Here is a 12,002-nt window from a genome sequence, read left to right as displayed (position 1 = left end):
TCTTTTACTGTAGTTCAAATCTGATAATAATAAAAAAATAAACTATTTTTATCATTACGTTAATAAGATTTTTACCATTATTATCTAACGCCTGTGACCATTGAAATCTGAGCAAAGGTTCAAATAAATGGCATGATCAAGTTTAGTCGTTAAACGGTATTTTTGTGTACTAAATCTTCATCCGTTGACGAGTTCTGTGAAACACCGCGCTTCATTTTTATCGGCTGTAAATGTAGGGGGAAAACGCAATCTAGCTAAAACGATAGAATGATGACTTATCTAAGGATGAATGGCTGAATATTGAACGATTATTCAGCTATTCAATAGCTTGAGTTTCTGTCGAATGACAGGGTGTTTAATGATCTGTCATTGGCGTGTGTTAATTCATTTCGGGGCTATGCATTATAAAGCCGATTACATTTATAAAATGCTAACTATCAATAATACAATAAGATAAAGCTTAACGAGTGACACTAATTTGTATTAAGTCATCTTTAATATAAAAAGTTGAAATTTATTTGTATATATCGAGGTCTTTTACATTAATACCAACATACTTAATCGTTAAGTATGAAATATGGATGAATATTATTATGACGACTTCATTTTCTGTAAAAATGTTACTCACCTCAACCACCGTAGGCTTAACGCTATTATTTGGCATGCCAGCTCAAGCATCGAGTATTACAGTACCGGACTCAATGATAGTTGAAACCGTGAATGGTCAGAACGTCAGTATAAAAAATACGATTGGACTTAGCCGTGGGCAACAATTGGTTGAAATTAACTATCGCGACTTATTTCAAGATAATGCTGATGATTCAGGCCATTGGGTACGTTCTGAATCCTTGTACCTCACATTAGAAGTTGCTGAAAATCAACGTTATGAGCTTGCTACACCTGATATTTATAGTGCAGAAGCTGCTCGTGATTTTTTAGATAACCCACAAGTCACGCTGAGTATTAATGGTCAACAACACAAAAGTGTCGCATTATTGACTCAGTCGCAGTTATTAACTCAATTAGTGTTGAGGTAAGTTTAAAAGTGGTTAGCAAGTCTTATCATCAGAAGCGGCTTGCTAAAAATTATTTTAAGACACTGCTACTTTCGTAATACGGATTCTATATCGCCGATTCTATAACTTGTTATTGTGTAAATATTAATTTAAGTAATAATATTTCTAGTTGTTAGTTTATTTGTTAATTTATTTGTTTTTTTGATAACTTCAGCTCAGTAATTTTATTGAGTTGATATTATTGAGTTGATATTATTGCGTTGGTATTGTCGATTAATGTTGTTTGGATTATTTTGTTAATGATATCTATAGGTTGATTTATAGTTTTTGTCGTGTTTTTAGATATTTATTGAAAATAGTAGATTCAGTTTCATCATTAATGTGTATTTAGTTTCCTCCATTCAAATTTTCAACACGCCAACTAGCTTTTATACTATGTTGTCGAACATATTTGCCATTTTTCTGGGGTATTGAGTTGTAGAATACAGCTGCCCAACGCTTATTGCTCATGAGTGTTTGCTTTAAATAATAGATACCGAGTCAATGACTTTTATCAATGGATTATATCGTAAATTATTGATAAATATGGGCTATTATGGCATATAAAAATGGAGTTGATTTTGTTGTGTTCATCCTACGATGAACACAACTTACCAAAGCAGTCCTTAAACAATATCGTTGGTAAGCAAAGCATTGGTTCTTGTAAGATGAACTCGCGGCGCGATAATCAATTCATTTATTGATCATTCTCTGTATTTTAGTAAATCATTTGCGTTAATATACTGTTGCATTCTAGAGCAGTTATTTGTAATACAAATGGCTAACATAAAGTAAAATAAAGGAATATTAATGCAGTTACTTTTTAGGAAAGCTATCACTCCGTTATTGGTTACCGCCAGTTTAACCGTTGCAGGTTGCAGTGGTGGGGGAAGCGAGTCAGCCAGTAATAATGTCACACCTCCGGTGACAGACAGCAGTAGCATCACTTGGACCAAAGGCCAGTTTACTCCATACGCGGATGTCGCATTACAGTGCAAGGCCGATCAAACTGGATCTGAACTCACCGAAAAGCTTTGGCTTCGCTCATGGAGTAACGACACTTACCTTTGGTATGATGAAATTTTCGATCGCGATCCAGCTCCTTATACCGTAGCGCAATACTTTGATTTATTAATCACAGATGAACTGTCTGAAACCGGTAATGTAAAAGATAAGTTTCATTTCTCAATGCCGACTGATGAATGGGAGCAATTAAATCAATCTGGCGCATCATTCGGTTACGGATTTAACCTGTCACTTCGCAATGCATCTGCGGGGGTAACTCGTCAGGTCACCATTACTTATAGCGAACCTAATTCACCGGCAGTGGCCGCGGAAATAAATCGCGGCGCTATTATTGTTGCTGTAGATGGCGTCAATGTGGCGAATGCTAACGATAGTGCAAGCATAGATACATTAAATGCAGGGTTGTTCCCAACTCAAAGTGGCAAACAAACGACATTTACCGTGCGAGATCTCAATGCCAGTGTCGATCGCAATGTCATATTGTCGGCCACCACAGTTATCTCTACCCCGGTACAAAATACCCAAGTAATCCAAACCGCAAGCGGCAAGATTGGATACTTACAATTTAACTCTCATATAGCGACTGCTGAGCGAGGGTTGTTTGATGCTATCACCACGTTAAGCGAAGCGGATGTAGAAGATTTAGTCCTAGATTTACGCTACAACGGTGGTGGTTTACTCGCCTTAGCGAGTCAGTTGGGTTACATGATAGCAGGTGATACCGCGACCAATAATCGCATTTTTGAACGCACCAGTTTTAATGATAAATATCGAACTATTGATCCCGTAACTAGAGCAATACTCGAGCCAACGCCGTTTATTCCGGAAACAATAGGCTTTAATACTGGGTTGCTGCGTGCAGGGATTACACTGCCTTCACTAAACCTCAAGCGGCTTTATGTATTAACAACAGCAGATACTTGCTCGGCCAGTGAAGCATTGATGAATAGTCTGCGTGGTATTGATATTGAAGTGATTCAAATTGGTGGTACAACGTGCGGAAAGCCTTATGGATTTTACCCAACACCAAACTGCGGCACCACTTACTTTAGCATTCAATTTAAAGGCGTGAACGATAAAGGTTTTGGTGATTATTCAGATGGTTTTGTACCCACTTCAAGTCCAACACTCGACAGTGAAATTGAAGGTTGTGCGCTAAGCGATGATTTAAACCATGCGCTTGGTGATACCAATGAGCGACTCTTAAGCGCCGCATTGTATTACCGTGATAATAACCAGTGTCCAGCGCTGACGTCATCAGCGGCTAAAGTGTCAGCGGCCCCAACAATGATGGATAAAGGCTTTATGTTGAAAGATGACCGTCACTCAACATTGCTTAAAAATAATCGGATAATGTCGACAGGAGCCATGTAATGTCCCGTTTATCTTCTGGTTTACTTATCGCTGTAGTGATGTTTTCCACGGCTTTTATGGGATGTGGTACTTCAACTGCCGGAAACGATAGTGCGGTTCCTGCGCTAATCGCGTCCCCAAATAGTGCCAGTGTGGATGAACTACAAGCGGCTATTGCCAGTTTGTTGAATACAGACCATGTGATGATTGCTCAAAGCGCGTTTACAGACACCAGTGTCTTGTCTATTGAACCTGCAATGCACAAAGACACTAATGGTCGTTTATTAATGGGGCGCTCAATCGTGATGCCAGAGAGTGTGCAGCTGCTTATTCATGGCGATACATGCTTGCTTGAGCACGCCAAAAGCGGCCAACGTAAAATATTGCAAATAACCACCTGCCGAGCCGAGTAACACTGGCTAACTTATGGCGTAGTTACCTGTTAATTCAGGCTTGGACTCAGTCGTACCAATGACGAAATATTGTCATTGGTACTACTGGGATATTGCTGGTTTATTACCGGAGTTTTATTGTCAATCTGATGGATATTATTGTGGTTATTTAACGCTTCAGCGTTAATCACAATAATGAGTTAAGAGTTAAGGATTGAGTTAAGAGTTAAGGCCTGAGTTAAGAACTAAATTCAGGACTAAATACAGACTACGTATTAACCTTGTGTCTGGTAAGTAAAATGTTCTTAGTTAATAGAAAGGTAGCCTAGGCTACCTTTCTATTATTACTTCTCCACTACAGAGATAATTATCTATTATCCGTAGCAGAGGTTATTTATTATCTGAACGTATCACTAACTCAACGCGGCGGTTTTGTTTCTGGCCCGCTTCATCAAGATTATTGGCAATAGGCGAGTACTCACCAACCCCTTTGGCTTCAACTTGTTGTGCAGAAATAGAGAACTGTTTGATCAAACGGGTTTTAATTGCAGTCGCGCGTTTTTCTGACAAGGTTTGGTTATAAGCTTGCGAGCCCTGGTCGTCTGAGTGTCCTACAACATAAAACAGCTGTTTAGGGTGTGTTTGTAGGTATTGAGCGACAACTTCAACAATCGCATAAGCTTCTGGCAGTAATTCATCGCTATCATATTTAAACAACAAACCGTCTAGTGCCACATGGCCCGTTTTGGCTATCTCGTCGGTTAAGCCCTGCAAATCAATTCCCACACGATTATTGTTTAACGTGGTTTCTTCAATGATTCTGATTTCAGCAGCGAGATTGCCAACAAAGCCAATCACATACACCATAACGTAAACATTTCCCTCGGGCCGATCTAACTTATACAATCGATAAAATTGACTGTCATCACGACCATTGGACATGAGTAATTTTAAAGCGTTATACATTTCTGTTTTTCGACCACATAGCTCACCTGTACAAGCATAAACTTCCTTAAAGCCAAGCCTAGTTAACGCGTTTTGGTAATTAGCATTAATCTCGTATTCAGAATAAGTTCGAGGTAAGTTATAGCCAATATCGGTTATTTTTCCGTCTAACATCTTAGTCTCAAATTTCTTGCCGTTTTTACCTATTAATACGGCGATTTGTCCAAAACTATGGGTGGTATATTCATCAATATAAGCACCAGGTATACGAGTTAACATTGGATGATCGGCAGAGTTTTTTTCATCTTTTTTGCTATTGTCTGTTACTGCTATTTCACTCACCTCTTGTGATAAATAGCTCTGGTTAGTGGTCACCAAATCTAATGGTTCATCGATTACTTCTATAATATCGATCTCTACGTTGGTGGCGCGCTGCCAGCCAGCCGCATATATGGACACATGTACTTGTTTTTTAGGAAGGGTGATATAAGCAGTAATTAACGAGGGTGAACTTTTTGAAATTGTATATAGCGGTTTTATAAATTTGCCTAATTTCTCCTCACTACCACAACTTGCTTGCTCGCATTCAAAAATGATCTCGGCATTTAGCGCTTTTAGCTGATTTTTATAGTTATTGATTAAATGAGCAGGTGTATAAGACGGCGGTAGCTCATAGTTGGTTCTAGTTAGTTTTCCTTTCACTTCTTTTGATTGAATATTTTTATCGTCAATTGCCGTGATCAATTGCACAGGCGTGAAGTGCCTTAATTCATTTTTTGTTTCTTTTACCTCTTTAGGCTCAGAAAATAATTCTTGTGATGTTGCCGAATAGGCATTCATCGCTGGCATCGCCGAAATGATGATTGCCAATGACATTAGCGCGGATTTTAACATATCAACTCCCTGTTGTGTATGTTGATGGTGGTAATATGAAATTAAATCAAACAGCAAGACGTAATATTTCAATTTATGCATAATATTACCAGATAATGATTTTTTATGAATAAATTTGAATCTATAGCGTAAATTTAAGTGATATTAATTCCAACATTTTTGTTCCTTATTATTAAGTTAATTAGCATTGCTACATTACATGGTATAGGTTTTTGTATTTTTATAGTGCCAAGTGATAATTGATTTGTTTTATTTTTGTGAAATAATTTGCAGGTTGTAAATATTGATTTTTAGATAAACAATTAACTTTAACATTGGAGGTTCGAAGGTGAACAAATTGAAACAAAAAGGTCAAGGTATGACCGAATATATTATTATTGTAGCGTTAATTGCCGTTTCTGCAATTGGTGTTTATAGCTTTTTTGGTCAAACTATCCGTAACCAAGTTGCTGGGTTATCAGCTGAAATGTCGGGTCAAGATTCAAGTGGTCAAATAGGTAAAGCTGTTGCATCTGCAGGGAAAGCAGATACTGTGGCAGATAAAGAATATAACTTAGGTAATTACGATAAAGCAGCAAACTCGAGTGCTAAAGGTAATTAATGCTTAGCCGATGTAGCCAGATATTGGGCTATGTCGGCTTTTTTATCAAAGGGATTCTGATATGAAAAAAAGTCAATTAGGTCAAGGTATGACCGAATACATCATCATTGTGGCATTAATCGCTGTTTCGGCAATTGGTGTATATAGCTTTTTTGGACAAACTATCCGTAATCAAGTTGCTGGTCTTTCCGCCGAAATGTCAGGACAAGATTCAAGCACACAGATTACAGCTGCGCAAACTTCTGCCGCTGCTGCGAATACAACAGCTAATAAAGATTATAACTTGGGCAATTATAATGAAGGAGCAAATTCGGCTGCAGGAGGAAGCAGTTCAGGTGGTGGAAGTACTGGCGGGGGTACTGTAGTAGATTAATACCTTAAAATAACTCATGGATGAATTTACTAATGCAACCTAAAACCAAATTTTTAAAGCAAAAAGGTCAGTCTTTAGTCCTGTCTTTAATATTAATGTCTTTTGCTGCGATGACAGTTTTATACAGCTACAACACGGCTCAATTAAATATAAAGTCAACAAAACTACAGCATACAGCTGATAACGCAGCTTATAGTATCGCAACCATCGCAGTGAGAGATTTTAATTTTAAAGCGTACACAAATAGAGCTTCTGTTGCCAATCAAGTTGCGGTAGCCCAAATGGTTGGTTTATCTTCATGGTTTAATATGACCGAGCGTTTTACTGAAAATGCATGTACTGCTCTTTGTTGGGTTCCTTATTTAGGGCAGGTCATTAGTGCAATACGAAGTGGCGTCGGTTATGCAAATCAAGTAGTACAACCATTTACAGAAATAATGATTACTGCTGAAAATGTAATATTGGGTATTCTTCGTTTTTCTCAAAATGCAATTCATTATGCAAGTGCAGGCGCTTCATTTACTACAGCAAGAAAAATCGTGAATGCAAACGATGACAAAGCTGAATTAAGTTTTGCGCAAAACCCTCAGCTTATCGAAAATATACACAATGTTTGGTTTACCTTTCAAAAGGAACACAATCGTGATCTTCAAAACAGAAATAATACACAGTTTACTGATTTTAAAGCCGTTATTATGGATTCAAGAGACCCCTTTAGTGAAAATAGATCTTATAAGTTAAGTTCTATTTGGAGCCAAACAATTTGGCCGTTACGCTGGAAAACGCAAAAAGCTGGTGGAAGCGAACTTATCTCAAACAGGAATGATGCTGAAACTTGGACTTCAATGGATACAATTGGATTTCATTTATCTAAATATCGATGTAGCTGGTCAGGGTGTCGTTGGCGTGGCTTCAGTGAAACTCCAATTGGTTGGGGGGCAACTCGTTCTGATGACAGAGCCAATATTACCCGCTTAGGTAGCTCATCACTTTGGGGACGTAGCAGGGATGTTAACAAAACATCTTCTAAATATGCAGCGAATAATCAGCAGACATCAGGAAGTTATAGTGGTGTCCAACCTTTTTATGGCTTATCAAATTCCGCAGTTAAAAAGAATCATACAGATAATATTGTCGTTGTTGTTTCAAAAGAACAGAACGATGCAAGGACAACAAGCTCTGTTGATTTAGCCGGAAACAATATAGACCCAGCAACAGCAGAAAAAATGTTAGGTGATAGATTAAATTCTATATCAGCATCACAGGCCTATTACTCTAGACCAACTGATTTATGGACTCGAGCAGATGGTAAGCATGAATATGGAAATTTATATAATCCATTTTGGCAAGCTCGATTAACAGACACCACGAATTTAGAACGAACTATGTCCTTAGCATTAACGAGGTTGCTTTAATGGTTGCTGTGGAACAGAAAGGACAAGCATTGGTTGAAGGCGCAATTGCACTTACCTTTGTCATTATTCCTTTATTAATTCTACTGCCTTACATGTCTAAAATGACAGAGGTACAGCATCGAGTATCAGAGGCTGCACAGTATACTTCTTGGGAACGAACAGTGTGGAAGAATAGTCGTCCCAGTTTGTTGCCAAATAATAGCTCTCATCATTCGGCAATTATGCCAGAAAATGATATTGCAATGCGTATTCCTTGGCGATTTTATCAGAAAAATGGGCTGTTAATTAGTAGTGAAAATCGAAATGAATGGGATTGGGACGAGAACGTTCATCCATTACTAAAATCTCAAACTACACAGAACTCATCAAATGACAATTTATTATCCTTAACGGATGAGAATATTGCTGACGGTGAGTTTTCTCGATTTGAACGAACAGAGCGAAGTGGTAAAACACCTGGAAGTATAGGGAGTACGATAGATAATGCGGTTGGATTATTATCTTTTACAGGATTAAATTTAGAAAGATCGCCATATTACGAAACAGAAGTTAGCATTAAATTACAAAATCACTATTTAGAACCCTTTGATCAATTAAATTTAAGTTTTAAAGGGAATAGTGCATTAATGGCTTCAGGGTGGAATGCTGGAGGTGCTGTTCATGCAGATAAGAGAGTGAATAAACTAGTGTTAACCTCAGTTTTAGATAACAGTCTTGTAGGCCTTGTTCAAACAATTGGTGGTTTTATTCCGTTTGGCAAAGAACTTAAAACTAACTCTTTAAAATTTGGTCATGTAGATTCTGATGTCTTACCGGAAAATAGGTTATGTCGTTATGGTACTGAAAATTGTGGTGGTTAAATTATGAATAAGTTATTCACTCTCCTTCTATTATGCATACCTTCTATATGCATCAGTGTTGAATGGCCTGATATCGAGTTTCCGGAAGGCGCGGTTGTAGAAATTGTTGCAGAAGACATTAAAATGTATGGGTATCCAACTAAAACTTGGATTGTTAAAGATAATGCGAGTCAAATGTTAACCGCAGCATTTTTTAAAAAGCAATGGAAGAGTAAAAGCGATAAGTTTGACGAGCAAAAACTAGGCAGTGATTATGTCATTAATAGTCTGCAAGATCCTTTTTTACTGACAGCTCGAATTAAGAAGGAATATGATGGTGTGACTGTTTTAGTTGGCATAACACAAAATATTGAAGCAAGTTCCAATAATATTAGCGCTGATCAATTTCCATCACCACTTAACTCGAATATAATTTCTGATATTAAGTCGAAAGATTTATTTAAAAACGGTAGAACAGTAATTTTACAAAACAAAAGGAGCATTTCAGAAAATTACCATTACTATCGAAGATATTTTCAACGACTTGGTTGGAGCGAAAATACTGGCATTCTAGATGTTAATTCAGGAAAAGCGGTTTTAATGATGAGTAATGGAGCTAATACGGTTGATATCAGTTTTAACAAAAAAAGTGAAAATGTAAATGTAGTGTTCAACCAAGTCATGGATGGACTATGAAATGACAAGATATACATATAATAAAGGACAATCGAGTGTTGAATATTTAATTGTATGTGCAGCATTAGTCGCTGCATTATTTACTCCATTAGAAAATGATAAAAGTGTAATCGATAATTGTGCTGAATCATTAAAAGAGTGGTATAGCGCATTTGCATACAATAAATCAATGTCAACATTACCAGATTATAACTAGGGATAGGAAATGCGATTTAAATCTATAGATTTCAACTGGATTTTACTGATTATAGCTATTGTGCTAGGTGGTGTTTCAGCTTGGGCAACAAAAAATTACTTTATTACTAAAGAACAGCAGCTTAGAGATGAGCTTTCGAATGATAATATCGTAATGGCTGACGTAGTTGTCGCAACGCAAGAATTACGAAAAGGTGATGTTGTATCGCAAGACAATATGTCAGTAAGAAGAGTTCGGGCAGATATTTTACCTTTAGACGCCGTGCATCCTTCACAGTTTGATTTAGTGGTAGGACAAATGTTATTGGCACCTATGAGTGAGGGAAGGCCTCTAATATCGACATATTTGCCAGGTATGCACGCAAAACAATTTTCGGATTTACTTAAAGAAGGTGAGCGTGCGGTTACAATTAATATAGATGAAATTAACTCAACAGCAGGAATGTTAGTACCGGCTGACCACATCGATTTATTATTAGCCTTTAAAGACGATAAAGATGAGCAAGAAACAGAAAAACTGCAATTGCTTATTGAAAATGTGGTTGTGCTAGCAGCTGGTCGTAGAAGCTTAGACATCAACCCTGAATTAGTCGATACGTTTTATGATAACCCGAATGCTTACAATACTGTAACACTGGCATTATCGGTAGAAGATGCTGCGAGAGTTTCTTTAGCGAGAAATAAAGGCAAGTTTGTGACTTTGCTGCGTAATCAAGTAGAAGATAAGCCTTTAGAGTTTGTTTCATTAAAGGAAAGTCAAATATTTAATGTTGTTAATAATGATACTGCTGAAAATAATGTTGAAATGATTATTGGCGGTAGCGGAATTAAAACAACGACTCAAAGCTATCCTCTTCCTAAAGAAATGCTTGAGCAATTAAATCAATATAAGAATAATTTATCACTATGAAATCATTAAATTTAATTTTTGTTTTTTTTATTTGTATTTTTACATCACCGTTAGCGTCTGCGCATAACAATACCCCATTTAAGTTATATGTAGGTGCCGTAGAATTATATAAAGCCAAAAATATTGAAAGGATAGTGGTCGGTAATGGTAGCGTGATTAGCACTAAAGTTGTCGATAATAACGGTCTTATTATTATTGGTGAGTCAGCTGGAGACACTGATTTACAAATATGGCAAAAGTCCGGTAATGTTATTAAATTAAGTGTCACGGTAACGCCTGACAACTCATTAAAAACGTCAGCGACTATCAAGAAAATGTTAGCGGCTTTTCCTGCTTTGCAAGTTAGTGAAAATGATGGCTTGATTATTGTTCAAGGTGAAGCCGATCTTAATCAAAAGGAACAGTTAGAGAAAATATTTGAGGCAAGCCCGAATATAGTCTCACTAGTCAAGTATGCAAAATATGCCACTGCAATTGCTCCTATGGTGAGAATGCAAGTCAAAATTGTTGAATTTAACAAATCGACCTTGAATAATATCGGCATAAAATGGGATTCAGTTATGGCTGGTCCTGCATATGGTGCCGCAAAAGCTTTTACAGCGAATCCAATTTTTAGTGTTGCCTCTTCTGGTCAGTTCGTTGATCAAATCTCAAGTGCTGTCACAGAAAGTATTGGAGTACTAGATAATCGTAGTTGGAGTTATTTTGGGGTAGTGACAGGTATAAGCTCGCAAATTCAATTATTAGCACAAAAAGGTGATGCAAGAATGCTTGCTGAACCTAATCTCACTACTCGCAGCGGTGAAACTGCATCATTTTTAGCCGGGGGGGAGTTTCCTATTCAAAGTGTGAGTGGACTTGGTGCCGTAGATGTTGAGTTTAAAGAGTATGGTATCAAGTTAGATATCGAACCCGTGGTAGACGAGAACCAAAATATTGTGAGTAGAGTAATGGCCGAGGTCAGCTCAATTGATCCTTCTGTATCAATTGGGAGCATCCCTGGCTTACTCACCCGTAAGACTGAATCGGTCATTAATGTCAAAAATAATGAAACGATTGTGATCTCTGGTTTAGTGAGTAGTGAAATGTCAAAATCAGTCAGTAAATTTCCTTTTCTGGGTGAAATCCCTATCCTCGGTGAATTATTTAAATCGAGAGATTTTAGAGAAAAGAAAAGTGAACTAGTTATTTTTGTTACACCCACGATAGTGTATCCAGGTGAAGAAAGTCATGACGCACAGTTAGCCAGAGGTGTGGAGTTAACTGATGAAGCGTCCAAACTTGAAGCGTTTTATATCTTAGATTAAA

General features: G+C 37.4%; 12 protein-coding genes. 11 read left to right on the top strand and 1 reads right to left on the bottom strand.

Going from position 1 to position 12,002, the window contains the following annotated elements:
- Positions 1-593: 593 nt before the first annotated feature.
- From AAEY98_RS08980 to AAEY98_RS08970, 3 genes are all read left to right on the top strand, one after another.
- Positions 594-1,037, top strand: coding sequence for a DUF2057 family protein (locus AAEY98_RS08980; RefSeq protein WP_157822782.1), 444 nt, complete (start codon positions 594-596; stop codon positions 1,035-1,037).
- Positions 1,038-1,865: 828 nt separating this feature from the next.
- Entirely contained in the window at positions 1,866-3,455 is a 1,590-nt protein-coding gene (locus AAEY98_RS08975; RefSeq protein WP_351016406.1) for a S41 family peptidase, read from the top strand.
- A complete protein-coding gene (locus tag AAEY98_RS08970) occupies positions 3,455-3,847 on the top strand; it encodes a hypothetical protein (RefSeq protein WP_351016404.1) in 393 nt (130 codons plus the stop codon). The genes AAEY98_RS08975 and AAEY98_RS08970 overlap by 1 nt, the downstream gene beginning before the upstream one ends.
- Positions 3,848-4,216: 369 nt before the next feature.
- Here the strand turns inward: AAEY98_RS08970 and AAEY98_RS08965 are convergent, their stop codons facing one another.
- Positions 4,217-5,665: a DUF4892 domain-containing protein gene (locus AAEY98_RS08965; protein WP_351011387.1), complete on the bottom strand. Its 1,449-nt coding sequence runs from the start codon at positions 5,663-5,665 to the stop codon at positions 4,217-4,219.
- Between the two features lie 328 nt (positions 5,666-5,993).
- On the opposite strand from AAEY98_RS08965, the gene AAEY98_RS08960 reads away from it, so the two are divergent.
- The 8 genes from AAEY98_RS08960 (at position 5,994) to AAEY98_RS08925 (ending at position 12,001) form a co-directional block, all read left to right on the top strand.
- Positions 5,994-6,266 (top strand): Flp family type IVb pilin, encoded by a 273-nt coding sequence (locus AAEY98_RS08960; RefSeq protein ID WP_502959438.1) that lies wholly within the window; start codon positions 5,994-5,996, stop codon positions 6,264-6,266.
- A gap of 61 nt (positions 6,267-6,327) precedes the next feature.
- Positions 6,328-6,639, top strand: coding sequence for a Flp family type IVb pilin (locus tag AAEY98_RS08955; protein ID WP_350997814.1), 312 nt, complete (start codon positions 6,328-6,330; stop codon positions 6,637-6,639).
- A gap of 32 nt (positions 6,640-6,671) precedes the next feature.
- Positions 6,672-8,054: a hypothetical protein gene (locus tag AAEY98_RS08950; RefSeq protein WP_350997811.1), complete on the top strand. Its 1,383-nt coding sequence runs from the start codon at positions 6,672-6,674 to the stop codon at positions 8,052-8,054.
- Positions 8,054-8,914: a hypothetical protein gene (locus tag AAEY98_RS08945; RefSeq protein ID WP_350997808.1), complete on the top strand. Its 861-nt coding sequence runs from the start codon at positions 8,054-8,056 to the stop codon at positions 8,912-8,914. The genes AAEY98_RS08950 and AAEY98_RS08945 overlap by 1 nt, the downstream gene beginning before the upstream one ends.
- A gap of 3 nt (positions 8,915-8,917) precedes the next feature.
- Positions 8,918-9,589 (top strand): hypothetical protein, encoded by a 672-nt coding sequence (locus AAEY98_RS08940; protein WP_350997805.1) that lies wholly within the window; start codon positions 8,918-8,920, stop codon positions 9,587-9,589.
- Position 9,590: 1 nt separating this feature from the next.
- On the top strand, positions 9,591-9,785 hold the full coding sequence (locus AAEY98_RS08935) for a hypothetical protein (protein WP_350997802.1): 195 nt from the start codon (positions 9,591-9,593) through the stop codon (positions 9,783-9,785).
- Between the two features lie 9 nt (positions 9,786-9,794).
- Positions 9,795-10,694 carry a Flp pilus assembly protein CpaB gene (gene cpaB, locus AAEY98_RS08930; RefSeq protein ID WP_350997799.1) on the top strand — a complete coding sequence of 300 codons (900 nt, stop codon included), beginning with the start codon at positions 9,795-9,797 and terminating at the stop codon, positions 10,692-10,694.
- The gene (locus AAEY98_RS08925) at positions 10,691-12,001 is read left to right on the top strand and encodes a type II and III secretion system protein family protein (RefSeq protein WP_350997796.1); all 1,311 of its coding nucleotides are present in this window, start codon (positions 10,691-10,693) and stop codon (positions 11,999-12,001) included. Before cpaB ends, AAEY98_RS08925 begins: the two co-directional genes overlap by 4 nt.
- Position 12,002 lies beyond the last annotated feature (1 nt).

The organism is Shewanella sp. AC91-MNA-CIBAN-0169 (assembly GCF_040310165.1).
Taxonomy (GTDB): domain Bacteria; phylum Pseudomonadota; class Gammaproteobacteria; order Enterobacterales; family Shewanellaceae; genus Shewanella.
This window is presented reverse-complemented; position numbering and strand designations above follow the sequence as displayed.

Excerpts from the sequence above, each read along its gene's own strand:
- AAEY98_RS08980 (WP_157822782.1), top strand. The coding sequence starts at position 594 with ATGACGACTTCATTTTCTGTAAAAATGTTACTCACCTCAACCACCGTA.
- AAEY98_RS08975 (WP_351016406.1), top strand. The coding sequence starts at position 1,866 with ATGCAGTTACTTTTTAGGAAAGCTATCACTCCGTTATTGGTTACCGCC.
- AAEY98_RS08970 (WP_351016404.1), top strand. The coding sequence starts at position 3,455 with ATGTCCCGTTTATCTTCTGGTTTACTTATCGCTGTAGTGATGTTTTCC.
- AAEY98_RS08965 (WP_351011387.1), bottom strand. The coding sequence starts at position 5,665 with ATGTTAAAATCCGCGCTAATGTCATTGGCAATCATCATTTCGGCGATG.
- AAEY98_RS08955 (WP_350997814.1), top strand. The coding sequence starts at position 6,328 with ATGAAAAAAAGTCAATTAGGTCAAGGTATGACCGAATACATCATCATT.
- AAEY98_RS08950 (WP_350997811.1), top strand. The coding sequence starts at position 6,672 with ATGCAACCTAAAACCAAATTTTTAAAGCAAAAAGGTCAGTCTTTAGTC.
- AAEY98_RS08945 (WP_350997808.1), top strand. The coding sequence starts at position 8,054 with ATGGTTGCTGTGGAACAGAAAGGACAAGCATTGGTTGAAGGCGCAATT.
- AAEY98_RS08940 (WP_350997805.1), top strand. The coding sequence starts at position 8,918 with ATGAATAAGTTATTCACTCTCCTTCTATTATGCATACCTTCTATATGC.
- AAEY98_RS08935 (WP_350997802.1), top strand. The coding sequence starts at position 9,591 with ATGACAAGATATACATATAATAAAGGACAATCGAGTGTTGAATATTTA.
- cpaB (WP_350997799.1), top strand. The coding sequence starts at position 9,795 with ATGCGATTTAAATCTATAGATTTCAACTGGATTTTACTGATTATAGCT.
- AAEY98_RS08925 (WP_350997796.1), top strand. The coding sequence starts at position 10,691 with ATGAAATCATTAAATTTAATTTTTGTTTTTTTTATTTGTATTTTTACA.